The sequence below is a fragment of the Spirosoma pollinicola genome, from assembly GCF_002831565.1.
GTDB classification, from domain to species: Bacteria; Bacteroidota; Bacteroidia; order Cytophagales; family Spirosomataceae; genus Spirosoma; species Spirosoma pollinicola.
In genome coordinates this window covers 4,554,889-4,578,468 of sequence record NZ_CP025096.1, presented here as the reverse complement: position 1 = coordinate 4,578,468, position 23,580 = coordinate 4,554,889, and the positions used below count along the sequence as shown (strand labels likewise).

The 23,580-nt window shown below is 47.7% G+C and carries 22 protein-coding genes and 1 pseudogene; 7 read left to right on the top strand and 16 right to left on the bottom strand.

Features of this window, described 5'->3' with window-relative positions; translation table 11 throughout:
- The first annotated feature begins 63 nt into the window (after nt 1-63).
- Both CWM47_RS19150 and CWM47_RS19145 read left to right on the top strand, forming a co-directional pair.
- The gene (locus CWM47_RS19150; protein ID WP_100989826.1) at nt 64-1,467 is read left to right on the top strand and encodes a tetratricopeptide repeat protein; all 1,404 of its coding nucleotides are present in this window, start codon (nt 64-66) and stop codon (nt 1,465-1,467) included.
- A gap of 169 nt (nt 1,468-1,636) precedes the next feature.
- Nucleotides 1,637-2,902 (top strand): BamA/TamA family outer membrane protein, encoded by a 1,266-nt coding sequence (locus CWM47_RS19145; protein WP_157815999.1) that lies wholly within the window; start codon nt 1,637-1,639, stop codon nt 2,900-2,902.
- Between the two features lie 29 nt (nt 2,903-2,931).
- On the opposite strand, the gene CWM47_RS19140 is transcribed toward CWM47_RS19145, so the two are convergent.
- Genes CWM47_RS19140 through CWM47_RS19130 form a run of 3 tightly spaced genes read right to left on the bottom strand, consistent with a single transcriptional unit; the run spans nt 2,932 to nt 6,098 of the window.
- Nucleotides 2,932-4,179: an NAD(P)/FAD-dependent oxidoreductase gene (locus tag CWM47_RS19140; protein ID WP_100989825.1), complete on the bottom strand. Its 1,248-nt coding sequence runs from the start codon at nt 4,177-4,179 to the stop codon at nt 2,932-2,934.
- Nucleotides 4,176-5,180, bottom strand: coding sequence for a 4-hydroxyproline epimerase (locus CWM47_RS19135; RefSeq protein ID WP_100989824.1), 1,005 nt, complete (start codon nt 5,178-5,180; stop codon nt 4,176-4,178). The genes CWM47_RS19140 and CWM47_RS19135 overlap by 4 nt, the downstream gene beginning before the upstream one ends.
- A 3-nt stretch (nt 5,181-5,183) precedes the next feature.
- Nucleotides 5,184-6,098 carry a dihydrodipicolinate synthase family protein gene (locus CWM47_RS19130; protein WP_100989823.1) on the bottom strand — a complete coding sequence of 305 codons (915 nt, stop codon included), beginning with the start codon at nt 6,096-6,098 and terminating at the stop codon, nt 5,184-5,186.
- Nucleotides 6,099-6,235: 137 nt separating this feature from the next.
- On the opposite strand from CWM47_RS19130, the gene CWM47_RS19125 reads away from it, so the two are divergent.
- The gene (locus tag CWM47_RS19125) at nt 6,236-7,102 is read left to right on the top strand and encodes an AraC family transcriptional regulator (protein WP_100989822.1); all 867 of its coding nucleotides are present in this window, start codon (nt 6,236-6,238) and stop codon (nt 7,100-7,102) included.
- Between the two features lie 51 nt (nt 7,103-7,153).
- Here the strand turns inward: CWM47_RS19125 and CWM47_RS19120 are convergent, their stop codons facing one another.
- On the bottom strand, nt 7,154-8,179 hold the full coding sequence (locus tag CWM47_RS19120; protein WP_100989821.1) for a LacI family DNA-binding transcriptional regulator: 1,026 nt from the start codon (nt 8,177-8,179) through the stop codon (nt 7,154-7,156).
- A 154-nt stretch (nt 8,180-8,333) separates the two neighbouring features.
- Here CWM47_RS19120 and CWM47_RS19115 point away from each other — a divergent pair, with 154 nt between their 5' ends.
- On the top strand, nt 8,334-9,086 hold the full coding sequence (locus CWM47_RS19115; protein WP_100989820.1) for a hypothetical protein: 753 nt from the start codon (nt 8,334-8,336) through the stop codon (nt 9,084-9,086).
- Between the two features lie 108 nt (nt 9,087-9,194).
- On the opposite strand, the gene CWM47_RS19110 is transcribed toward CWM47_RS19115, so the two are convergent.
- The 3 genes and pseudogenes from CWM47_RS19110 to CWM47_RS19100 all read right to left on the bottom strand — a co-directional run.
- Nucleotides 9,195-9,827 (bottom strand): NAD(P)H-dependent oxidoreductase, encoded by a 633-nt coding sequence (locus tag CWM47_RS19110; protein ID WP_100989819.1) that lies wholly within the window; start codon nt 9,825-9,827, stop codon nt 9,195-9,197.
- A 15-nt stretch (nt 9,828-9,842) separates the two neighbouring features.
- On the bottom strand, nt 9,843-10,922 hold the full coding sequence (locus tag CWM47_RS19105; RefSeq protein ID WP_100989818.1) for an IS701 family transposase: 1,080 nt from the start codon (nt 10,920-10,922) through the stop codon (nt 9,843-9,845).
- Between the two features lie 57 nt (nt 10,923-10,979).
- Nucleotides 10,980-11,399, bottom strand: a pseudogene (locus tag CWM47_RS19100) (transposase); the annotation flags it as partial.
- Between the two features lie 437 nt (nt 11,400-11,836).
- Between CWM47_RS19100 and CWM47_RS19095 the strand changes: the two are divergent.
- Nucleotides 11,837-14,173, top strand: a complete 2,337-nt coding sequence (locus CWM47_RS19095) for an efflux RND transporter permease subunit (protein ID WP_240625341.1) — start codon at nt 11,837-11,839, stop codon at nt 14,171-14,173.
- A 25-nt stretch (nt 14,174-14,198) separates the two neighbouring features.
- Here the strand turns inward: CWM47_RS19095 and CWM47_RS19090 are convergent, their stop codons facing one another.
- Entirely contained in the window at nt 14,199-14,501 is a 303-nt protein-coding gene (locus CWM47_RS19090; RefSeq protein WP_100989815.1) for a DUF4286 family protein, read from the bottom strand.
- Between the two features lie 90 nt (nt 14,502-14,591).
- On the opposite strand from CWM47_RS19090, the gene CWM47_RS19085 reads away from it, so the two are divergent.
- Nucleotides 14,592-15,026, top strand: a complete 435-nt coding sequence (locus tag CWM47_RS19085) for a cytochrome B (RefSeq protein ID WP_100989814.1) — start codon at nt 14,592-14,594, stop codon at nt 15,024-15,026.
- A 284-nt stretch (nt 15,027-15,310) separates the two neighbouring features.
- Nucleotides 15,311-15,856: a C40 family peptidase gene (locus CWM47_RS19080; RefSeq protein ID WP_240625340.1), complete on the top strand. Its 546-nt coding sequence runs from the start codon at nt 15,311-15,313 to the stop codon at nt 15,854-15,856.
- Nucleotides 15,857-15,922: 66 nt separating this feature from the next.
- Here the strand turns inward: CWM47_RS19080 and argB are convergent, their stop codons facing one another.
- The 8 genes from argB to CWM47_RS19040 form a co-directional block, all read right to left on the bottom strand.
- Complete coding sequence (gene argB, locus CWM47_RS19075) at nt 15,923-16,705, bottom strand: acetylglutamate kinase (protein WP_100989813.1); 783 nt, start codon at nt 16,703-16,705, stop codon at nt 15,923-15,925.
- Between the two features lie 98 nt (nt 16,706-16,803).
- Nucleotides 16,804-17,766 (bottom strand): N-acetylornithine carbamoyltransferase, encoded by a 963-nt coding sequence (locus tag CWM47_RS19070; protein WP_100989812.1) that lies wholly within the window; start codon nt 17,764-17,766, stop codon nt 16,804-16,806.
- A gap of 50 nt (nt 17,767-17,816) precedes the next feature.
- Nucleotides 17,817-18,083: a GxxExxY protein gene (locus CWM47_RS19065; RefSeq protein WP_317046636.1), complete on the bottom strand. Its 267-nt coding sequence runs from the start codon at nt 18,081-18,083 to the stop codon at nt 17,817-17,819.
- Nucleotides 18,084-18,188: 105 nt separating this feature from the next.
- The gene (locus tag CWM47_RS19060; RefSeq protein WP_100989811.1) at nt 18,189-19,352 is read right to left on the bottom strand and encodes an aspartate aminotransferase family protein; all 1,164 of its coding nucleotides are present in this window, start codon (nt 19,350-19,352) and stop codon (nt 18,189-18,191) included.
- Nucleotides 19,353-19,529: 177 nt separating this feature from the next.
- Complete coding sequence (locus CWM47_RS19055; protein WP_317046635.1) at nt 19,530-20,219, bottom strand: hypothetical protein; 690 nt, start codon at nt 20,217-20,219, stop codon at nt 19,530-19,532.
- 120 nt (nt 20,220-20,339) lie between these two features.
- The gene (locus CWM47_RS19050; RefSeq protein ID WP_100989810.1) at nt 20,340-20,939 is read right to left on the bottom strand and encodes a hypothetical protein; all 600 of its coding nucleotides are present in this window, start codon (nt 20,937-20,939) and stop codon (nt 20,340-20,342) included.
- A 445-nt stretch (nt 20,940-21,384) separates the two neighbouring features.
- The gene (gene clpX, locus CWM47_RS19045) at nt 21,385-22,617 is read right to left on the bottom strand and encodes an ATP-dependent Clp protease ATP-binding subunit ClpX (protein WP_100989809.1); all 1,233 of its coding nucleotides are present in this window, start codon (nt 22,615-22,617) and stop codon (nt 21,385-21,387) included.
- A 192-nt stretch (nt 22,618-22,809) separates the two neighbouring features.
- Entirely contained in the window at nt 22,810-23,514 is a 705-nt protein-coding gene (locus tag CWM47_RS19040; RefSeq protein ID WP_100989808.1) for a ClpP family protease, read from the bottom strand.
- Nucleotides 23,515-23,580 lie beyond the last annotated feature (66 nt).

Genomic DNA, 23,580 nt, shown 5'->3' with positions numbered 1-23,580 from the left:
TGCCAAAGGATAAATCGCACCATTGGTGCGGCCCCTATCCGCCCACATTTTGAAGGCAATAGCATGGAGCAAGAGTTCGAAGAACGAGAAGGCGATATTAAAGAATCAATCCGGCGTTTTGAGCAGATGCTGGATCAGCAGCAAAGTCAGTTTTTCGATTTGGATGTCTATGAACAAATGATTGAACATTACCTCAATCAGGGTGATTTAGACAAGGCGTTTAAAGCCGCCGAAGCCGGTCTGGAAAACTTCCCTTATGCGCTGGAGTTAATGCTTGATAAAGCCCAAATTCTGGCTAATTTTCAACGGTTCGATGAATCGCTGGATTTGCTGGAACGGGCTTCTTTGTTTAACCCCGGCGACCTTGATGTACCCTTTATGCAAGGGTCGGTGCTGAACATGGCTGGCCGGTATGAAGAATCTATCAAAATTCTGGAAGAGTTGCTCGACCGAGCCGATGAAAAGGATGATATTCTGTTTCAACTGGGTCAGAGCTACCAGAACTGGGGTAAATATGATGAAGCCATAACACAATACAAAAAGTCGATAGCGCTGAATATCAATAATGAAAACGCGCTGTATGAACTGGCTTTTTGTCTGGACGTAACCGGCGAGTTAGAGAATAGCCTGTCCTATTATCAACAACTAATTGATACGGACCCCTATTCGTACAATGCCTGGTATAACATAGGGATCGCTTATAGCAAGCTCGGTCGTTATGCCGAAGCCGCTGAAGCCTACGACTATGCCGTTATTATTAAAGATGATTTTGCGTCGGCGCATTTCAACCTGGGTAACACCTACATGAATTTAGGGTTGTTCGAAAAAGCTGAAGTCTGTTATCGGGAGACGTTAAAATACGAAGAAGCAACGGCTGACACCTATTGTCATCTTGGTGCCAGCCTTGAAAAGCAGGATCGCGTTACCGAAGCCATAAAGGAATACCGCGAAGCGATCAAGCTAGACCCTAAATGGGACGAAGCCTGGTATGGTATCGGTGTTTGCCTGAGTGAATCAGGTAAATGGTACGAAGCGTTGCCATTTCTGCAAAAAGCGGTAAAACTGAGCGATCAGAACGGAGAGTATTATCTGGCTGTGGCCGAAACAGAATACAAGATCGGGAATGTTATTTCGAGTGTCGAAGCGTTTGAAAAAGCGGCTGAGGTCGATGCCGAAAACCCCGATGTATACCTGACATGGTCGCTGGTACCATTCGATCAGGGTGATTTTCTGCGGGCAAACGATATCATTCAGTCGGGTATAAACGATATGCCCGCCGAAGCTGATTTATATTATCGTTCGGCTGTGTATCTAATTCATGCCGGTCACTACCGCGAATCATTGATTCAACTGGAAGCGGCCCTTTCGCTGGACTACGATGCACACGTTCAACTATTCGAGTTCTTTCCCGAACTGGAAAAACAGAAAGCACTTTACAAAATTATTCAACAGTATAAGAAAGAGTAATTGGAATGACTTAACTAAAAAGCCGCTGCCCGAAAGAGCAGCGGCTTTTTAGTTACTTCGTGTTTTGAAAGGTGAGGCTGTGGTCTGATTTCTATGAGTTGAACGGAACGATACCAGAATGGGTTAGTCAGCCAGATTAATATATATAATTAATTTCGTTTACCGTAACATGAAAAAGCCGATAGGCTGTCTGTTAATTTACTATCGAATTAGACGAATAGTACGTTTTAGCCTGATACTAATTGTCTGTTTTTCAGCCAATAGTCTGGCACAAACCGATTCTGTAAAAGTTCCTGAACACAACTGGCAGTACGTATTCGAGTCCGATTCATCGGCCGACATCTGGGATATGTATTACCGGTTTATCAATAAGAAAGGCCATCGACGAAGCGATCATGCGAAGCCCGGCCTTCATTCCACAATTTTTCCAGAACTGGCCTACGCCATTCAAACGGGGGTAGCGGTTGGGCTAAATGCGAATCTGTCCTTCACCAGTGCGAATCCAGAACAAAATATCTCCACCATTATTTTTACGCCCCAGTACACGCAATATCACCAGATCATTGTGCCGGTCGTTTTAAACCTCTGGACGAAGGATAATCGCTTCAACATCGTTACAGACTGGCGTTACTATGACTATTCTGCCGATAATTTTGGGCTGGGCAGTAACTCACCAGCCAACGCTGACGATCACTTAACGTATTCGTATATGCGACTCCAGCAGGCCGTATTGCGGCAGGTTGCTCCCAATCTTTCGGTTGGTGTTGGGTATGCGCTCGACTATCACTGGAATATTCGGGATGTGAACAGTACCCCCCAACTGAACGACGATTTTGAGCGGTATGGAACAATGACCAAAACCGTTTCTTCCGGGCCAACATTCAGTGTCCAATATACCAACCGGCGGAATCCCAACAACCCACAGAGCGGCTTTTTTGGAAGTGTTGTTGTTCGGCCAAATTTACGCTTGCTGGGCAGCGATCAAAACTGGCAATCGGTCATTGCCGATTTTAGAAAATATGTGCCGCTGTCGTCCAATGGTCGCCATATTCTGGCTTTCTGGAATATGAACTGGCTTAGTCTGGGTGGCCAGGCCCCTTATCTCGACTTACCCAGTACAGGTTGGGATACCTACTCGAATATGGGTCGGGGCTACGTTCAGGGCCGCTACCGGGGTCGGAATCTGGTGTATCTGGAAGCGGAGTACCGAGCGCAATTACTCCCGAGTGGCCTGTTGGGAGCCGTTCTGTTTACCAACATGCAAACCTATAGCGACTATCCCAACACAAACCACTTTGGCCGGTTGCTGCCGGGTGGGGGCGTTGGCTTACGAGTGAAAATGAATAAGCACTCCAACCTCAACTTTGCCATTGACTATGGCTTTGGTATTGGCGGAGCGCAGGGATTATTCCTCAATTTTGGTGAGGTTTTTTAAGGTTAGTCGGGCAGATGGCTAGCTTGTAATTATGCAAACCGATCCGCGCTAAAGGCAGAAATGTCCATGCTATCAGCTTCTCCACTAATCACTTCGCTTACCAACTTACCTGTTGCAGGTCCTAAGCTTAAGCCCATCATACCATGTCCCGTTGCCAGCACCACATTCGAATATCGTTCGGTGCGACCAATATAGGGTAGTCCATCAGGCGAGCAGGGACGAAGTCCGCGCCACACCATATCGACCTCAGGCATGGTGACCGGTACATCCGGGTAATACTGATTTATAGACTGAAAAATACCTCGTACCCGGTTCATATTGACGGTCATGTCTGTACCGGCTACTTCGAGTGTTCCGGCAAAGCGCAGATCGTTACCCATGGGAGTGGCGGTTGCTCGCGCTTCGAGCATAATGGCCGGAATGCGAACGTTATTTTTTACATTCCGAAGTACGAAACTATACCCTTTTCCACCCTGCATCGACAAACTCAAATCCAGCAATCGGGCCAGCGATGGTGACCAGGCACCCCCGGCAATGACCAGCTCGTCGATGGGATAATTGCCCTCCGTCGTTAGTACAGCGTTGACCCGTGAACCATTCTTTTCAAAGCCTGTCACCGTGTGCTTTTCCAGGAAGGTAACGCCTTGTTTACGCAGGTAGGTCACCAAAGAACGAACCAGTTCACCCGGATTCAGGTGGGCATCGCCGGGGTATAGTACACCACCCCGCACGTTGACCCGCGTGTGTGGTTCGAGTTCCTGCACTTGCTGGCTGCTGAGTACACGCGCTTCGATACCAGCCCGGTTCGCCACATTTGCTTCGTCGGCCATTTCGTGCTCGGCCGATGCGGTTTTGTAGAGCATCAGCAGGCCCCGTTCCTGCCACTCGAACTCCAGATCGCCGTTGGCAGCTAAATCCTGATACAATCGTTTGCTCAGTAAACTTATGTCGCGCAGAATTGGAATTGACCGTTCAACGTGCTCGGCGGTGGAGTGGCGATAAAAAAGCCAACCCCAACGCGCTAGTTCGGCACTTAGACGAGGTTTTACGTAGAACGGACTGGTGGAATTGAGCATCCAGCGCATTCCTTTCGCGATCATGCCCGGCTGTGCCAGCGGTATAATGTGGCTGGGTACGATCATACCTGCATTGCCAAACGAGCAGCCGTCGGCAATGGGATTCTGATCAAATACAGTAACGCGGTGTCCTGCTTTATGCAGGTAGTAAGCCGAGCTTAGGCCAATAATTCCCCCGCCAACAATGCCAACATGTGTCATATTACCTGAAACCCAAATACGTATGGGTCGTCTTCGTCCAGAATTAGGTGATTGTAGCCATGAATTCTGGCCCAGCCTTCGATGCTCGGTACAATAGCCGGGTGATTTCCCAACTCGGTTTCGGCTTCGATACGACCGTTGAAAATTGATCCGATAATGCTTTCGTGGACAAAGGTTTCGCCCGGTTTCAGACGCCCCTGCCCATACCACTGCGCCATTCGTGCCGATGTGCCCGTGCCGCAAGGTGAGCGATCGATGGCTTTGTCACCGTAAAAAACTGCGTTTCGAGCCGTGGAGGTCTCTTTGATCGGCTTACCTGTCCAGAGAATGTGGCTGAGCCCATTGATGGTCGGATTTTCGGGGTGAACAAAGGTGTATTTTTCATTCATCCGTTCGCGCATGACCCGCGCCCACGCAATCAATTGCTCGGCTTTGTAGTTTTCGAGGCCGGGGAAGTTCGGTTGTGGGTCAACAATGGCGTAAAAATTGCCGCCATAGGCAACGTCGACCGTGAGCAATCCTAAATCCGGGCACTCTACCGGTAGTTTTTCGGCCGCCAGATATGATTTAATATTCGTAATCTTCACCGACGTTACTTTCTTGCCATCCTGTTGGTACTCGGCCCGCACCAGTCCGGCTGGCACTTCCAGCATCAGAACGCCGGGCGTTTTGGGGCGAATCAGGTTTTGTTCGATAGCCACCGTAACCGTTCCGATGGTGCCGTGGCCGCACATGGGCAGGCAACCGGAGGTTTCGATGAATAACACGCCCGCATCATTGGCCGGGTCGATAGGGGGGTACAAAATGCTGCCCGACATCATATCGTGACCGCGTGGCTCAAACATCAGCCCTTTTCGAATCCAGTCGAATTCGCGTATAAAGTGCTGCCGTTTTTCGCTCATCGTTTCGCCTTGCAGAAACGGAATGCTGCCGCCTGTAACAACCCGAACCGGATTGCCGCAGGTGTGGGCGTCGATACAGAAAAAGTGGTATTCTGCCATGACTTACTGAGCTGTAGTCAAAACCGGACGATTCGCCATTGCCGTTTTGATAACATGGAGAACCTGTTCGCGCTCGGTTCCCACAAGTGGTAAACGGGGTGCCCGCACATACTCCGAACCTATTCCCGTTGCTGTGGCGGCCAGTTTAATGTACTGTACCAGTTTGGGGTGAATGTCCAGTTCAAGCAGGGGCATGAACCAGCGATAAATGGCCAGGGCTTCGGCGAGTTGGCCTGCTTTCACCAGGTCGTAAATAGCCATTGTTTCCTGAGGAAATGCATCGACTAGACCACCAACCCAGCCATCGCAACCCAGCAACAGGGCTTCCAGAGCCAGCGTATCAACGCCACCCATTAGTTTGAACCGGTCGCCAAAGGCATTGCGCATCCGGGTAACATTGGTAAGATCGCGGGTCGATTCTTTGACCGCTTGGATGTTGGGTAATGCCGATAATTCGGCAAACATGGCCACTGTCGTCATGATTTTATAATCGTATGGATTATTGTAAATCATGATTGGCAGCGTTGTTTCTTCAGCTACCGATTTGAAAAACGTAACCGTTTCGCGGGCATCGGCAGGGTAGCGCATGGGCGGCAGGAGCATCAGCCCATCGGCCCCGTTTGCCTCGGCCTCACGGGCGCGGGCAATTGCCTGTTTGGTGCCTTGTTCGGCAATGTTAACCAATACCGGCACCCGCCCCTGCGCAACACCCAATGCCGACTGGAGCAGAGCTATTTTCTCCTCATTCAACAACGTACTGGCTTCGCCCAATGAACCGCCAATGATGAATCCATGTACACCTGCGTCGAGTTGAGCATGCAGATTAGTCTCGAAAAGGGGCAAGTCCAGTTCGTCGTTCGCCGTAAATGGCGTTAGGAGTGCGGGATAGACACCTTCCCACTGTACTGATACATTCATTGGCGATCGGATTATGATGTTATACGGTCAAAGTTCATCAAAAATTTCTTCGCTTCATTACTAGTAATTCATGAATACTAATACTTATTTCACCACGTTAGGCTAAGAATAGTGTTATTCAGGTTAAATTGGTATTGATGAAGCCGCTGCTTTTTCGGGTTCCGACAATAGATGATCGCTCATTTCGGATTGAGCAGGATAGTGCTCCTCATTTTTACGGGCACTTGCACTTTCATCCAGAAATACAGCTGACACTCATCAAACAGGGTGAAGGTACGTTAATTGTTGGGGATAAAATTGACCGGTTTTGTCAATACGACATTTTATTGCTGGGGGCAAATTTGCCTCACGTTCTGCGAAGTGACCCCGGTTACCTTGAGCTTGATGGTGCTCCATTGGCCAGCTTGATAACGGTGCTGTTCCGACCGGAGCATCTGGAAGCCACAATGTTGAGTTTGCCGGAAACAAAGCATCTGAAGTTTCTATTTCAGGAAGCGCAGCATGGTGTCCGGCTTCGTTGTGGTGTCCGAAACGCCGTTACAGAACAACTGGAAGGTATGCCCCAGCAACGGCCATTTGAGCAGTTGATGAGTTTACTGACGTTATTAGATAATCTGGCGACGAACACTGACCGGGAAATTCTATCGGCTACAGCCTTTGCACGACCACAACGCCCGGACGATCAGCGTCGGTTGGAGCAGGTTTTTTCCTACATATTTCAGCAATATGCGTCGCCTATTGCGCTGGATGATGTCGCCAACGTGGCGAATCTGACGCCCGGTGCGTTCTGCCGCTTTTTTCGGCAACATACCCGTAAAACGTTTTCACAAGTACTCAATGAGGTTCGTATCGAACATGCTTGCCGGTATCTGCGCGAATCAGAATCAACTATCAGCCAGATTGCCTTCACTTGCGGCTACACGAATCTGTCAAATTTCAATCGACAGTTTAAAGAAACTGTGGGAATGCCACCGGGTGACTATATCCGAAGCTATCGGATGTGATCTAATCTTCTAGAAATTGTCAAGTTTTCCGGACTTGGCGGCTGTAGGGCTCTACTGTGTTCGAAGCGATGATGCCCGCACAATGAGCTGGGTTTCCATAATTTTAGTTTCTCTTGGAATTGGGTTTACGGTGGCGTCTAATTGTTTGAGAAGGAGCTTCACGGTTTCGGCGCCCATTTCCTGAATGGGCTGGCTTATGCTGCTCAGCGCCGGTGAGAAAAAGGCAGATACCGGTTCGTTGTTAAAACTTACGACCGCAACATCATCGGGAATGTGGAGACCTTTTTGCTTCATGGCGTAGATGGCCGGAAAGGCGACCCGATCACTAATCGTAACGATCCCATCGGGTGGTTGTGGTAAACTCGTCATAGCCAGTGTTTGCATGATGGCGTTTTCCTGCGTGTAGTCGCAGTGTAACACATATTGATCGCCTACCAGCAGGTTATGTTTGGCGAGTGCGGCCTGATAGCCTTTTATTCGCTGATTGCTCAATAATAATCGGGCAGGACCCGCCAGGAAGCCAATTCGCTGGCAGCCATTTTCGATTAAATGTTCGGTTGCTTTAAAGGCTGCGGCCTCATTATCGACAATAACTTTCGACACATCGATACTTTCGGCATACCGGTCGAACAGCACTAAGGGAACATTCTTACGTGCCAGTCGCTCAACGTGCTCATAGTTGTCGGTATCGCGCGAAAGTGATATGATAAACCCCTCTACCTGACTTCGTTGTAAATTCTGGATATTGGTAATTTCGCGCAGATATGATTCATTCGATTGGCAAACCAGCACACTGTAGCCAGCCTGAAGCGCGGCTTCCTCGATGCTATTTAGCATGGCCGAGAAGAAGTGATAGCTGAGATTCGGTACAATCACGCCAATCGTCTTGGTGCGGCTTTTTGCCAGATTCTTGGCTAGTTGATTGGGCTGATAATCCAGTTCTTCGGCCAGCTTAACAACGGCATTACGGGTGTCTGGATGAATCTCCGGCAGGCCGCGTAATGCACGAGATACTGTGGAGATAGAGATGTTCAGCGAACGCGCTATATCTTTAATGGTTACGGGTGTATTCTTCATGATTAGAGAGCATCTCAACGATACCTGGCGAACGATAATCTGCCCTGTAAAGGTAAGTACTCTATGCGGATATGGCCCCTCGATTTCCAGTAGATTGAAACGTTCCTGCACGTGAAGCGGTGGTAGGAACGGAAAGGCTTGTAACTTTGCCCGGATGAATATACTCCTCCTAAAAGTAACGCTGATGCCTTCGGTCATCGCGCTGGTCACGCTGGCAATTCGGAAATGGGGGAATAAGGTTGGCGGATTGATTGGAAGTATGCCGTGGGTTGCCGGACCTATTCTCTTGTTTTTTATTCTTGAACAGGGCACAGCTTTTGGCATCCATTCCATTCAGGGATCAATGACCGGCATTCTGGCATTAATCAGCTTTTGTCTTAGCTACGCCACATTTTCCAGAAAGCTAAGCTGGTTGCCTACAATCTTACTTTCGTACGGACTCTACACGGCGACTGCAGTGTTTTTTAACTACTTACAGCTTAATTTACTGCTTAGCTATGCCATCGTAATAACTACCGTTCTACTGGCTTTGTACTTTTTTCCCAAGCCAACGGGTCATCTCATCTCTACAAGGCGCCTACCGTTCGACATTCCTATTCGGATGATTATTGCCACATTATTTGTGCTGGCTATTACCGGACTGGCGCGTATGCTGGGCCCCGATTGGAGCGGCATTTTAACGCCTTTTCCAATCATGACGACTGTACTGGCTATTTTTTCGCACACATTACAAGGTAGTAACGCCACCATTGCCACGCTTCGCGGGTTGGTAATGGGGCTCCTGGGTTTTACTACGTTTCTGTTTTTGCAAGCCTTTCTGCTCAGTCAGTTTTCTATCGCATTGTCGTTCGGCATTGCGTTTATCGTGAACGTTCTGATCAATCTGGTGGCCAGCCGGGTGTGGTGATAGGTCGAAATTGCAATTATCCCTACTTAAATGTTAAACCAGTTTCAACTCAAAAAAAGCCCTATGTCAGATAACAGAAGGCTTTTTTTGTAGATTGTGATCAGTGGGTTATGCCAACTCAATGAAGAGGTCTTCTTTGGCGCGACGTACTTTAGGCGCTTTAGACAGGAAGTCCCGCTCTTCGTCCCGATAGCCTAATGCGAGCAATGCAACGCTTTGTAAACCTTTGGCTGGCAAGTCCAGAAGCTCGTTGAGGGCGTTGGCGTTGAAACCTTCTATAGGCGTTGCATCAACGTGTTCGGTGGCAGCAGCAATCAGGGCTGAACCCAAGGCGATGTATGCCTGACGGGCTGTCCAGTTATCCCGGCTTTCGACGGTTCTGCTTAATATGTTTCCTTTAATCGAATCAGCAAAGGGAGTCAGCGATTCGACTGTAACGCCCCGCGTGTTGGCGATCAGTTGAATGTATGTGTCGATCTGGCTCGCTTCCAGACCTGTCCATGAGGCAAAAACCAGCAAATGAGAGCTTTCGACAATTTGTGGTTGCGGACAGGCCAACTCGTGAATTTTGCCTTTCAACTCGTGGTTCTCGATCACGATAACCGTATAGGGTTGCAGACCCACCGACGATGCCGATAAGCGAATCGATTCGAGAATCGTGTCAATTTTTTCGGCTGGGACTTTTGCCCCGGTCATCTTTTTGGCGGCATACCGCCAGCTCATTGCGTCTAATAATTCCATAGTTAGGTTCTGATGTTACGCCAACTCCATTGTTGGCTTTTGGCTAAGTTGATTTTTCAGGCTGTTTAATTCGGCAAAAGCCGCTTGCATGGCTTTGAGATATAACCGCCCTTTCAAGGCAAAGTGATTGGTGGCAGATCTCAGCCGCAAACGCTCTAACTTGACGTAGGCGCAGATACTGGCAAACAGATGGTTAGCTTGAGTACGGTGGGTGCGCGTAGGAGATTTCTCCAGCGACGCATTCTGTTTGAGTGATTTGTGGTACTCCTCGATGCCCCACCGTTTTTGGTAAGTTGTCAGGAGTTGTTGGTAAGTCATCGTCACATCGGTGGTCAGCAAGTGCAGTTCACCGACTGACCCATCTTTGTTGGGAAAGATGTCGTCACAGATCGCCACGGGGCTTGCCACCGAGCGAATGAAGACGGTTAGGACGGTGCCTGGCTGGAGTTTCAAGCTACTGATTTTGACGAATTTACCATTAGCCCGGTCGTGTTTGGAGAGGGCAACTTCGAGGTTGGACTTAACGGCACCTAAGTAATGGTGCTTTAAACTCAGCACCAAGTTAATGTTGTCCGAATTAGTGTACCATGAATCGGCCAGCACATAGCGAAAGGGAACCGAGTTTTGATGGGCCTGCCGCACCATATCCTGAAACATCTGGTGTTTGGTGCGCTCTGATCGCCAGACTACTTGGCGCGTTTTCCGTTCGCACTGCTGCGTTTTAATGACGGGCTCAAAACTGAGTGGACACTGGCCTTGGCTGGTTTGATAGAGTAGGCTGACAAAGTTGATGCCTCGCACATATTGCCCACTCGTATGGTCATAGTGGGTGGTCACCAGTCCATTTTCATCACTATGTGGCTTGTGAGCGATGCTGTCATCGGTCAACAAAAGCCCGTCAGGTTCCTGAATTTGGCGGATTAGGGGTTTGACATGTTGCCATAGGGTCCGATTATCGCCTTGAAGTCGATTGAGCAAATCCGTGACCGCATCGTGGCCAACTGCCCCGTCGGTTAAGCGGGAAAGTCCGGTAGCGGTGGTTTGTCCAAAGCTACTGAGTAGATAGTCGGTATAGAGATCAAGTGTAGTCTGCATACTCAAATTTAAACCAACCGCCCAGAAGGTGGCGTAACATCAGTCTAGCTAGCTAGCTGATCGCCAGACTACTTGGCGCGTTTTCCGTTCGCACTGCTGCGTTTTAATGACGGGCTCAAAACTGAGTGGACACTGGCCTTGGCTGGTTTGATAGAGTAGGCTGACAAAGTTGATGCCTCGCACATATTGCCCACTCGTATGGTCATAGTGGGTGGTCACCAGTCCATTTTCATCACTATGTGGCTTGTGAGCGATGCTGTCATCGGTCAACAAAAGCCCGTCAGGTTCCTGAATTTGGTGGATTAGGGGTTTGACATGTTGCCATAGGGTCCGATTATCGCCTTGAAGTCGATTGAGCAAATCCGTGACCGCATCGTGGCCAACTGCCCCGTCGGTTAAGCGGGAAAGTCCGGTAGCGGTGGTTTGTCCAAAGCTACTGAGTAGATAGTCGGTATAGAGATCAAGTGTAGTCTGCATACTCAAATTTAAACCAACCGCCCAGAAGGTGGCGTAACATCAGTTATTCAGTCTGTAGCAATTTTTTACTTTACTACCTTTTAGCCAGGGTATTCTGAGAATCAGGACTTGGTATAGCTAACAATACAGTAAAGATGCTCAGGTTAGCAACAATATTTCTCAGAAAACTACGGCATACTTAAAAGTCAACTCGAGTATACAGCAGTTTAAATAAATGTACCTAATAATACATAAAGTATTTATTTTAAGATATATTTTATTTATTATATTGCTTACATAAACATAAGGCGGTATTCACATTTCTTAAACGCTACCCTTTTTTCGTACCTTGCAACCTTATTTGGCGTTAATTAGGTATGATTTGGCAAAGTATCTCCTCCTTTATTTTAAAAAATAGAATAGCCCTGATAATTGCGGTACTGCTTGGTACGACTTTCATGGGGTATCAAGCCAGTAAAGTCAAACTCTCCTACGAACTCGCCAAGATTCTACCGGTTACCGATCCCGATTTTCAGCGATACGAAGCGTTCAAATCACGTTTTGGGCAGGATGGCAGCGTAATGGTGCTGGCCATTGAAACAGACAGCATGTATCAGCTTGGGTTCTTCAACGACTGGTATGCACTGGGTCAAAAAATCAAGCACATCGAGGGAATAAAAGATGTTGTGTCGAATGCGAATCTATATAATGTTATTCGTGACGACTCGGCTCGCACGTTTCGTATTAAGCCCCTGGTACCCAAACCCCTTACCGACCAGATTGGGTTAGACAGTCTCCGTTCACGCATTGCCTCCCTACCCTTCTATCGGGGACTGGTAACCGACAGTAGTGGCCGGGCGCACCTCATGGCCATCACTTTCGATCAGAAGGTGGTAAACACCAAAAACCGGATTTCGCTGGTTCGACAGGTAGAAGCCGTCGCCGATTCGTTTGGCCGTCGGCACGTATTGACCAGTTCTGTTTCTTCGGGCTCTGAGAGTACGGTACACATGTCTGGAATGCCTTATATCCGAACGGAGTTTACGGCTAAAGTCAGCAAAGAAATGTTTTTGTTTCTGGGGTTGGCATTCCTGGTGACCGCGCTGATTTTATTTTATTTTTTCCGGTCATTTACTGTTGTGCTGGCAGCACTGGCTGTAGTAGGGATCGCTGTAATTTGGGCTACAGGCTACATTGTTCTGTTAGGCTATGACATTACGCTGCTTACGGGGTTGATTCCCCCACTGATTATCGTGATTGGGGTACCAAATGCAGTTTTCCTGCTGAATCGTTACCACGAAGAACTGAACCGCAAGCGTAGTAAAGAGGACGCGTTGATGATTGCCACCAGCAAAGTGGGTGAAACGACTTTCTTCGCTAACGTCACGACGAGTATTGGTTTTTTTGTATTCTACTTCACGGGAAGCCCTCTCCTGGTGCAATTTGGTCTGGTCGCTGCCTTAGGAATTATGACAACCTATGTAGTATCGCTTATTCTGATACCCATTATTTTTAGCTACCTCGCAAAGCCTGACGCAAAACAACGCGGTCATTTAGAACGTAAGCAGGTAAGTGGTTTCCTGACATGGGTTGATGTCCTGGTACACACTCGCCGAACAGCCATTTATGCATTTATTGGCATAGTAACAGCGATTTCTATTGTGGGTGCCCTCCAGATTAACCCTATTGGCTACGTTGTCGATGACTTACCCAAAAACGACCCAATTTATACCGATCTAAAATTCATCGAGAGCAAGTTTAAGGGGGTGATGCCCTTCGAGGTGAGTATCGATGCCAGACGTCCTGGCCGGGTGTTAACTCCGCAAACTCTGACAAAAATCAAATTGCTTGAACGCGAATTCAGTAAATACAATGAGTTTACGCGTCCCCTCTCGCTGGTTGAAGCGGTAAAGTTCTTTTATCAATCCTATCGCGGGGGCGATCCAAAATACTATGCCCTGCCGGGTGCCCTGGAACTTAGCCAACTGGCAAACTATGCTCCCCAACTCAAAGGGGCTAAAAATGCCGGTGGTGGCCTGGCATTCAAAGCTTACTTAGACAGCACATTTCGGTATACCCGTATTAGTTTCCAGATGCCCGATGTAGGCACGGTTCGCACAACACAACTGCTGAATGAGCTCCAGCCGAAAGCCGATTCGATTTTTAATATCGACCGGGCAACCGGGAAACGCGTAGCCGCCGATGAACAGTATGAAGTGAATATCACCGGCAACAGTGTGGTTTTCACACGAGGCAACGATTACCTGCTAACGAACCTCGCCGAAAGCACAGTACTGGCAATTTTGCTGGTGTCTGTCATTCTCATTATTCTGCTGCGCGACATCCGATTGAGCCTGATTGCGATTCTGCCGAGTGTAGTGCCGCTGATCGTTACCGCCGGGATTATGGGTTTTTGCGATATTCACCTAAAACCTTCTACCATTCTGATTTTCAGTATCGCCTTTGGCATCTCGTCGGATGGTACGATCTATTTCATCACCAAATACCGGGACGAACTACGAAACAAATTGACAGGGCTTAATCTGGCGGTTTCCGAAACGATTCGGTATACCGGTATCAGCATGTTCTATACGGCCATGATTCTGTTTGCGGGCTTTGCCATTTTTGCGGCATCGACTTTTCAGGGGACAGTGGCCCTTGGCATTCTGGTTTCTATCACGCTGCTGATGGGCATGGCGTCGAACCTGATTCTGCTTCCCGCATTTTTATTGACAGTTGACAAACAGCGCAACCGGAAAAGACTCAAAAAAGCGGCACAGAACGCCCAGAATTAAGATTTAGTAATTACTCATCATTCATTTACGCTTCTTCCAGAAGGGTATCGAATGAAATAAACTGATTGCCAAAGCGGTGTTGAATACGTTGGCGTAAGGTGTCGGCATGGTATTGCTGGTAGGCAGCGTAGTCGGCCATTGTGTTAAAATCAAGCTGTACGGAATACGTTGTACCGCCATTCTCCAGTTCGGTCAATAACCGTAAAACCCTGTGGCCAACCGGCAGTTCGGTAGCCATGACAGCTGGGAGAAAGAAGCGTTTCATCCAGCGGAGCCAGTCAGACGACACCTCTTCGGCAACGCTGTAGGTTGTGTTGTAAAGAATCATAATCGGTAAACAACCAATTTGCGGTGTAAGTTGACCATTTGGTTGTTTCTTTGCCAATCAACTAAATTTGTGCGATAAATCAATCAACTCATGTATTCTGGATTAGTACACGCCCACTCGGGACTCCGCTGGATAGCTCTTATTTTACTCATAGCCGCCGTCGTTACAGCCATTGGCAAATGGCAGGGCCGCAGCGGTTATACAGATGGTAACCGAAAACTGTATCTGTTCACGCTGATCTCCGTGCATACCCAACTCGTGCTGGGCCTTATTCTATTGTTTATTAGCCCTAAAGTTGACTTCAGCCAGATGAGCGATAAATTCTATCGTTTCTATAGCGTAGAACATACAACCGGCATGTTAATAGCCCTTGTGCTGATCACAATCGGGTATTCCCGCTCGAAACGGGCTTCCGACGCGATAGCGAAACAACGCCTGGTGGGCATTTTTTACGGCTTAGGATTGCTGCTTATCTTGGCGTCAATTCCCTGGCCGTTCCGAATTGCTGGCGCAGGCTGGTTTTAAGTAGTAGAATAAAACTGGGTTATTTGCCTGCGTTTTGTTGGTCACTGTATTCAGCTCGACCAACGAAACTCAGGCTTTTTTATAGGAAACAAAGATTTAATAGTCTATTATTTCACATCCATTTTCAAAAAAAATCGGCCTTCAATTAGTTTACGGTCAACAACTTAGAAAGTTGGCATGGAAAATATTCCTGCATATGTGTGGAAATTTATTCTCACCTAATAGGTAGAATGGCATCAATTCGGTACTTTTATCATACGTAACGTGGATTTGACCTCAATTCTATGATGAGAAAAGTGCTCCTGACAGTAGTTTGTATTGTCTCGTTTGGCATCGTTCAAGCCCAAACCGTACCCACCGAAACAAACAAGGTATCTGACGTACCCACCGTAACGTCGAACAAAGTAAGTTTCTACGAGCAAATTCCGCTCGTTCATAATGTAATCAACTTCGCGAAGGCTCATCTTTCGATTCGGTATCGCTCCGGTGGTACGACAACGAGTGGTTTTGATTGTTCCGGTTTTACCCGCTTCTGCTTTAATAAGTTTGGCATCTCGTTACCACATTCAAGTGCGGCTCAGGGGAACGTTGGTGCTGCCATTGAAAAAGAATCGGCCCAACCCGGCGATTTGATTCTATTCAAAGGACACAGTTCAGGAGGCAATCGAATTGGTCATGTTGGCCTGATTACTGAAGTCATTGGTGACCGCATAAAATTCATTCATTCAGCCTGGAACGGGGGCGTTCGCTACGATTACCTGAGTGCGAGCTACTACCAGCATCGTTATATGGGTATTCGGCGTGTGGCGCATTTACTAACCCAAAAATAAAAAGTAAAGCGGCCAGAAAGCCGCTCTCATTATAGCACTATTTATCTAAGCGACCTTCCGGTCGCTTTATTTTTTTAAGGTCGTCCCAGCTCCCTGCTGCACAGCCATCGCCAGTTCGTCGGCATGACAGATGATAACTTTAGAAACACCGCTTCCCAGCGCTTTAAAGGCATTGTCCAGCTTGGGAATCATGCCTTTATTGATAGTTCCCTCGGCCTTATTCCGGGCATAAAGCGCGGGTGTAAGTTCGTTGATGACGCTGTTATCGTCTGCCGGGTCATTGAGAACGCCCTTTTTTTCAAAGCAATAGATTAGCGTCACCTGATTATGATGAGCCATATCGACTGCAATAGCCGACGCCATTGTATCCGCATTTGTATTCAGCAGGTCGCCCGAACTGGTATAGGTGATTGGCGCAAAAACGGGTGTCAGGCTTTGTCGTAAAAAAAACTGGATCTGCCCCGAATCTACCTCGTCAATATCGCCTACCATACCATAGTCGATGTCTTTAACAGGGCGTTTTTTAGCCAGTACCGTTCCGGCATCGGCTCCGGTCATGCCAATGGCATTCACGTCCAATGCCTGAAGCCGGGCTACAATTTGCTTATTGACCAGACCACCATAAACCATCGTGACCACATCGAGCATGGGTTGGTCGGTTATGCGACGGCCTTCAACCATAACCGTTTGAATACCTAATTTTTCGGCTACCTGTGTGGCTATTTTACCTCCGCCATGTACCAATAACTTGGAACCAGCCAGGCCAGCGAAAGACGTTAGAAACCGTTTCAGTGCGGCTGGATCATCAATAATATTCCCGCCAATTTTTATTACAGTGAGGTTATCCATGTTTTTGTAAAACACAGCGAACCAGGGAAATTCATAGAGTAGACGAAAGAAATCAGGCTAATCTTCGTGCACTTTATGAATGCCTCCGTTTCTCTGTGTTAACCTAAATTCGTTAAAATTTCTTTTAATACTGCCTGCGCCGACCATTCGCGATTGGCAGCTTGCTCGATAACCAGCGATTGTGGGCTATCCAATACAGCATCGGACACTTTCAGGTTACGGCGAACGGGTAAACAATGCATAAATTTTCCATTGTTTGTCAAGTTCAGGTCATCCATCGTGACTGCCCAGGAGGGGTCTTGTGTAAGCACCTGCCCATACTGGGTGTAAGACGACCAGTTTTTGCCATAAATAAAATCGGCACCGGCAAATGCTTCGCTCTGGTCGTAGATTACGGGAGCGTCGCCAACAAATTCGGGGGCTAGTTCATAGCCTTTGGGGTGGGTCACTACAAAATCGACGTTTCCCGACTGAACACGAGCATTCATCCATTCGCAAAACGAATTGGCAACGGCTTGTGGCAACGGCTTAAAATGTGGTAACCAGGTAAGCACCACCTTGGGGCGGGTTACCAGTTTGGCCTCTTCAATTGTAATGCAGTCGGCCAGTGATTGCAGTGGGTGACGCGTGGCTGATTCGAGGTTTACAATGGGCACCTTGGCGTAGGTGGCAAACTGATGCATCACCTGTTCCCGGTAGTCTTTGTCGCGGTCTTTCAGTTCGGCAAAGGCGCGAATACCGATGATGTCGCAATAGCGGCCCATCACAGCGGCTGCCTCGCGAACGTGCTCTGCTTTGTCGCCATTCATGAGCACGCCTTCCTCCATTTCCAGCCCCCAGCTATCCTGCCCGACGTTCATCATCATGACATTCATACCAAGATTTTGGGCCGCCTTTTGTGTACTTAGCCGGGTACGTAAACTGGAGTTAAAGAAGATAAGGCCAATAGTTTTGTTTTTGCCGAGCTGTTGATCGGCAAAGGGGTTGGCTTTGGCAGCCAGGCCGGACTGAATGAGGTCGTCAATACTGGTGACGTCGGCGAGGGAGAGAAAATTGGTCATTAAAGTAGTTTAACACAGAGAAACGGAGGTCAACACGGAAAAAACGGAGGTTAACGTTCATTTTCAACACGTTTAATTCCAACCTTCAACTGAGACACATTGAAATTCATCAGCAATCCAAAACGACAGTTTGCCAGCCGGAGGTATGTCATGACTTGTGCAAAGTGCACATTATTTAGGGCTTCGACAGCTTTTAGCTCAACAATGACTTTGCCCTCTACAAATAAATCTACACGGTAACCAGTTTCCAGTTTTAATTCATCATAAATAATAGGCATTGCCTTTTGCCGCTCAAAAAAGATACCGGCTTTTGTCATCTCGTAGGCTAAGCATTCGTCATTGCTGACTTTAAAAGACCCTGACCTAAGCCCCAATGAACTTTTATCGCACATCCAATTAAACCATCGGTGCCTCCTGCCTAATCATTTTACCGTGTTCTCCGTGGCAACCTCCGTCTGCTCCGTGTTCAAACACATACGCAGAGCCTCCAGAAACTGATCGGCTTCGTCAACGCCGATGGCCAGCGAAGGCAGCAACCGGATAATCGTTTTACCGGCTACACCCGTAAACTGCTTGTGCTCGAATAGTAACGTCTTGCGGAGTGCATCGACCGGAAAATCATATTCGATACCAATCATCAGGCCCCGACCGCGCAGGTCTTTATAGCCCCCAATCTGCCGAATACCATCCATAAAATAGTTACCCATGCGCGTGGCATTCTCCAGCAGCCCTTCGTCTTTCATGATGTCAAGCACCGCAATACCTGCCGTACAAGCCAGGTGATTACCTCCAAAGGTCGTGCCCAGCAGTCCGTAACTGGCTTTGAACTTGGGCGATATCAGGATGCCACCAATAGGAAAGCCATTGCCCATACCCTTAGCCATCGAGATAATATCCGCTTCGATGCCGCTAAACTGGTGCGAGAAAAACTTACCTGACCGGCCATATCCGCACTGAACACCATCCAGAATCAGCACCGCGCCAGTTTCATCACAGCGACGGCGGAGCGTCTGCAAAAAATCGTCGGTAGCCACCTGTATACCCCCAACGCCCTGAATGCCTTCAACAATGACAGCGCAGGTTTCGGTAGTGATACCCGTTAGAACCGAAGTAGCATCGTTGAAAGGCAGAAAGGAAACGTGCTTGTTGTAGTTTATGGGCGCAACAATCGACGCATTATCTGTAGCCGCTACGGCACCGGCAGTACGGCCATGAAACGATTTGGTAAAGGCTACCACCTGCGTCCGGCCATTATGAAACGATGCCAGCTTCAGGGCGTTTTCGTTGGCCTCGGCCCCCGAATTACAAAGAAAAAGGGAATAATCAGGATGATCCGACAGAGCGCCCAATTTATCGGCTAATTCCTGTTGTTGCGGAATTTTGACTGAGTTGGAATAAAACGAAATTTTATTCAGTTGGTCTGTCAATGCTGTCACATAGCGTGGGTGCGTATGCCCCACAGAAATCACCGCATGACCACCATAAAGATCGAGATAGCGGGTTCCATCGACATCCCAAAGGTAGCTACCCTGTGCCCGGGTAGGTTCAATATCGTATAGCGGATAAACGTTAAAAAGCTCAGCCATTTTCTTTGATGATCTAAACGTGCCGGACGCGTTTACCGAATCTCGCACTTTCCTATAAATGAGGTGCAAGTTTACGGATAATCAGCGTAAAAAGGGTTTAAAACACAAAATAGGCGTAGAAGCTATCCTGACAGGAAGCGTCTACGCCTAAAATAGTACTGGTGTTGGTTTGCCTACTTAGGCATTAATAACACCCAGAAGAATTAATACCAGGCCAACAACTAAGCCAATGCCACCTATAACACCTAACACACTACCACCCCCTAAAATAAGTAACAGCAAGCCAACAATGCCAATAATGACACCCAGCCGAACATTTGAGTTCATAGCCTTTGTTTGGTCTGGAGCCACGTGGTTTTTAATTTTCTTGTCCATTTTTTTCAGCATCGTACGCTCCATCAGCGACATTTTTTTCGCTGGAGCCGCATTTGCGGAAACCGTTGCTTTAGCACTTGTAATCGCCAGCATTTCATTCAATTTCACCATACGCTTAGCTAGCTTTTTGTTCGAAGCCAGTTTGTTATCATTGCGTACATACGCTTCAACCTGCTCGACGGCCTGCTTTGTTTGAGCTACTTGTTGCTCAACCGGAACAACAGTTGCAGGCGTTGTTGATACTACATCGACAGATTGTGCTTCTGTAATTGGCTGAACGGCTTCAACAGGCGTAACAACAGCAACATTTGGCTGAGCCGATTTAAAGTTTTCGCGGGCGCTGGGCTGAAAATAAGCCACAGGACGGCTGCAGGATGAAAGAACGGCAGCACCAAGAAGGGCAGTAAAAAGGTGTTTAGATAACATGCTCATAGTGTAAGGTTTGAAATAAACGATTGAAAGATTCTTCTCAACAACTGCAACTTTATGCATTTGTTAAGACATTAAGAAAAAGTGGTTGTGAATTAGAGCGATTGGCCCAACAATTCGTAAAAGTCCTGTCAATTTGGGATTGCCTTTTGTTGACAGGACTATTCTACGTTTTCAAAAATCTTATAGCAAGCCAACAAGGAGAATGACGGCACCCACCAGAATAGCAACCAGACCAACTGTTGCAGCCGTACCGGAAGTCAGCACTAACAATAACAAACCGATAATTACCAACACGGCCCCAGCGGCTAACGTCCCCTGATTGGACATGGTCTTTTCTGGATTCGCAGGTGCAAGTTGTTTGCTGATCTTTTTATTCATCTTCTTCACCATCATCCGCTCTACCAGATTCATTTTCTTAGGAGCGCTTACCTCTGTAGGTGCCAGGGTTGATTTGGCCGAGGTTGATGCCAATAATGTTCGAACGCGATTCAATCGTTTTTGAACCGATTTGTCAGCGCTCAATTTGCTATCATTACGCACCATGGCGTCCATTTGATCGAGGGCTGTAGCGGCCTTGGCAACTTGCTCGGCAGGTGCTTCAGCTACTGGTGCCGTTATTTCGGACGTGCCGGTAGCAACATTTTCTGTAGAAACTTTTGTTGGTGCGGTGGCAAAATGTTCACGTGCACCAGGCTGGAAATAAGCTACTGGACGGCTGCAGGATGAAAGAACGGCCGCGCCTAAAAGTGCAGTGAAAATGTGTTTGGAGAACATGCTCATAGTGTATAGTTTATTTAGTGAACGTTTGAGTTATCAACCTGATGAACTATAACTTTATTCATTTGTTAGCGCGTTGTTCAAAATAATTTCGTCTGTTGCGTTCAAATCAGGGAAATTCTATAAATGACGGATAGCCCGACTAACGAATGTTATTGAATGGGATTATAAGGCGTATTGGTTCCCACTGCTTGCCGTAAGCAAACAGATAGGCAAATTGAATTGACACACAAGCGACTAAAGCACTGATTACTAGTACATAAGTGTAAGTAGGGAAACAGATTGATGGGAACGTATAAAACTCGCCTGATGACTTCTGTCAAAGAGATAGTACCCCTTTATTACTATGTAGTTCACCTTTTTCAAGCCCGGAATCGTTTAAGCAAAAAAAATCCATTCGGTCTCAAATTTGAGACCGAATGGATTTTTTTTGCTTATTATCCCTTGGTTAGGCTACGGAACGAAACTGATGCGTGCTGGATTTGCCAAATTTTTCGCGGGCGTATTCCAGACTAACGGTTAACTCTTTGACAGCCGTTTGCGAAGGCATTTCAAACATCGCGTCAGTAATAATAGACTCACAGATGGAACGCAACCCCCGTGCACCCAGTCCGTATTGCAAAGCCTGATCGACAATGTAATTTAGTGCGCTTGGGTCCCAATGCAGGGTGATACCCTCCATTTTGAACAGCTTATCATATTGCTTGGTGATAGCGTTCTTGGGCTCTGTCAGAATCTGCATCAGTGCCGACCGGTCAAGCGGTTCAAGGTGAGTCAATACCGGCAAACGACCAATCAATTCGGGAATCAGCCCGAAAGACTTCAGATCAAGCGCCGAAATATAGCGCATCAGGTGCCCCCGCTCGAAGGTGTCATTCAATGGGCGATTGCCCGAGAAGCCAATAGGTCGGGTGTTGATCCGCTTGGTAATGTGCCGTTCGATACCATCAAAAGCACCACCACAGATAAACAGGATATTCTCGGTATTGAGCGCAATCAGGCGCTGGTCGGGGTGCTTGCGGCCTCCCTGTGGCGGCACATTCACGACCGACCCTTCCAATAGTTTTAACAACGCCTGTTGAACACCTTCACCACTTACATCGCGCGTGATGCTCGGGTTATCTGATTTGCGGGCAATTTTGTCAATCTCGTCGATGTAAACGATACCCCGTTCGGCGGCTTCAACATTGTAGTCGGCGGCTTGCAGTAAACGCGTCAAAATCGTCTCGACATCTTCGCCCACATAGCCCGCTTCGGTAATGACGGTGGCATCGGCAATACAAAAAGGTACTTCAAGAATTTTGGCTATCGAGCGGGCCAGATAGGTTTTACCCGTGCCTGTTTCGCCAACCATAATGATGTTCGACTTTTCAATTGTCACATCATCATTGGTGTTTGGCTGCATTAACCGTTTGTAATGATTATAGACAGCAACCGTAATGGATTTCTTCGCATCATCCTGACCAATAACATATTGATCGAGGTGCTTTTTCATGTCAATTGGCTTGATGAGCTTAATATTCACCTCGGCCGGTTCACTCTTTTTTGGACGCATTTCTTCAAGCACGACCTGATGCCCCTGCTCGATACAGTAATTGCATATGTGTGCGTCGATGCCTGACAGGAGCATCATTACTTCGTTTTTGCGTCGTCCACAGAACGAGCAACTAATTTGTGGCATGAACGGTTGCAGGGTAAATGGGCTGGGGGTTATCGGACAACATCGTGTTAAACACGTTTGTTAGCTGAGTTCAGTTAAACAGTTGATATAAAAAAATATTGAGCTAATTTCGAGAAAAAAAACGACCCAGGCGAGCCTGAGTCGTTCGGTACTAACAAAGTTATTGATTGGTAATCAAACTGCCAAGCCAGCTTATTTTTCCCGGCGCAGGACTTCATCAATTAAGCCATATTCTTTCGCTTCTTCAGCCCGGAACCATTTGTCGCGGTCAGATGCCTGCTCGATTTCTTCGTATGTACGGCCAGAATGGCTAGCCAGAATCCGATACAAATCTTTCTCTAATTCGAGCATTTCTTTCATAGTCACCTGCATGTCTTTCGACGTTCCCTGGGCACCGCCCGATGGCTGGTGAATCATGACACGGGCGTGTGGTAACGCCGACCGTTTTCCGGCAGCACCACCAGCCAGCAATACAGCACCCATTGAGGCTGCAAGGCTAGTACAAACCGTGGCTACGTCGGGTCGCACATATTGCATGGTGTCATAAATACCCAAACCGGCATAAACCGAACCACCTGGGCTATTGAGGTACATCAGGATATCCTTTTTAGGATCGGCCGACTCCAGAAAGAGCAACTGAGCAACAATGATGTTTGCAATGTTGTCATCGACGGGCAAGCCCATGAAGATGATCCGGTCGGCCATAAGCCGTGAGAACACGTCGACTTCACGGAAATTCATCGGGCGTTCTTCAATGACCGAACGAGTCATGTTGTCAACCTTATGGTTCTCAACCGAGTTATTTTCAACGGTGTGTTTCACGTAACCGTCCACAGTCAGGCCATTAAGACCCATGTGATTCACGGCGAAATTGCGGAATTCTTTTTCGTAATTCATAATTGGGTTTACTTCTTAATTTGAAAACCAAGAACGCTTGGTGTAAGTTCGAGAATTGTTTCGTTA

Excerpts from the sequence above, each read along its gene's own strand:
- CWM47_RS19150 (WP_100989826.1), top strand. The coding sequence starts at position 64 with ATGGAGCAAGAGTTCGAAGAACGAGAAGGCGATATTAAAGAATCAATC.
- CWM47_RS19145 (WP_157815999.1), top strand. The coding sequence starts at position 1,637 with ATGAAAAAGCCGATAGGCTGTCTGTTAATTTACTATCGAATTAGACGA.
- CWM47_RS19140 (WP_100989825.1), bottom strand. The coding sequence starts at position 4,179 with ATGACACATGTTGGCATTGTTGGCGGGGGAATTATTGGCCTAAGCTCG.
- CWM47_RS19135 (WP_100989824.1), bottom strand. The coding sequence starts at position 5,180 with ATGGCAGAATACCACTTTTTCTGTATCGACGCCCACACCTGCGGCAAT.
- CWM47_RS19130 (WP_100989823.1), bottom strand. The coding sequence starts at position 6,098 with ATGAATGTATCAGTACAGTGGGAAGGTGTCTATCCCGCACTCCTAACG.
- CWM47_RS19125 (WP_100989822.1), top strand. The coding sequence starts at position 6,236 with ATGAAGCCGCTGCTTTTTCGGGTTCCGACAATAGATGATCGCTCATTT.
- CWM47_RS19120 (WP_100989821.1), bottom strand. The coding sequence starts at position 8,179 with ATGAAGAATACACCCGTAACCATTAAAGATATAGCGCGTTCGCTGAAC.
- CWM47_RS19115 (WP_100989820.1), top strand. The coding sequence starts at position 8,334 with ATGAATATACTCCTCCTAAAAGTAACGCTGATGCCTTCGGTCATCGCG.
- CWM47_RS19110 (WP_100989819.1), bottom strand. The coding sequence starts at position 9,827 with ATGGAATTATTAGACGCAATGAGCTGGCGGTATGCCGCCAAAAAGATG.
- CWM47_RS19105 (WP_100989818.1), bottom strand. The coding sequence starts at position 10,922 with ATGCAGACTACACTTGATCTCTATACCGACTATCTACTCAGTAGCTTT.
- CWM47_RS19095 (WP_240625341.1), top strand. The coding sequence starts at position 11,837 with ATGGGGTATCAAGCCAGTAAAGTCAAACTCTCCTACGAACTCGCCAAG.
- CWM47_RS19090 (WP_100989815.1), bottom strand. The coding sequence starts at position 14,501 with ATGATTCTTTACAACACAACCTACAGCGTTGCCGAAGAGGTGTCGTCT.
- CWM47_RS19085 (WP_100989814.1), top strand. The coding sequence starts at position 14,592 with ATGTATTCTGGATTAGTACACGCCCACTCGGGACTCCGCTGGATAGCT.
- CWM47_RS19080 (WP_240625340.1), top strand. The coding sequence starts at position 15,311 with ATGATGAGAAAAGTGCTCCTGACAGTAGTTTGTATTGTCTCGTTTGGC.
- argB (WP_100989813.1), bottom strand. The coding sequence starts at position 16,705 with ATGGATAACCTCACTGTAATAAAAATTGGCGGGAATATTATTGATGAT.
- CWM47_RS19070 (WP_100989812.1), bottom strand. The coding sequence starts at position 17,766 with ATGACCAATTTTCTCTCCCTCGCCGACGTCACCAGTATTGACGACCTC.
- CWM47_RS19065 (WP_317046636.1), bottom strand. The coding sequence starts at position 18,083 with ATGACAAAAGCCGGTATCTTTTTTGAGCGGCAAAAGGCAATGCCTATT.
- CWM47_RS19060 (WP_100989811.1), bottom strand. The coding sequence starts at position 19,352 with ATGGCTGAGCTTTTTAACGTTTATCCGCTATACGATATTGAACCTACC.
- CWM47_RS19055 (WP_317046635.1), bottom strand. The coding sequence starts at position 20,219 with ATGCATAAAGTTGCAGTTGTTGAGAAGAATCTTTCAATCGTTTATTTC.
- CWM47_RS19050 (WP_100989810.1), bottom strand. The coding sequence starts at position 20,939 with ATGAGCATGTTCTCCAAACACATTTTCACTGCACTTTTAGGCGCGGCC.
- clpX (WP_100989809.1), bottom strand. The coding sequence starts at position 22,617 with ATGCCACAAATTAGTTGCTCGTTCTGTGGACGACGCAAAAACGAAGTA.
- CWM47_RS19040 (WP_100989808.1), bottom strand. The coding sequence starts at position 23,514 with ATGAATTACGAAAAAGAATTCCGCAATTTCGCCGTGAATCACATGGGT.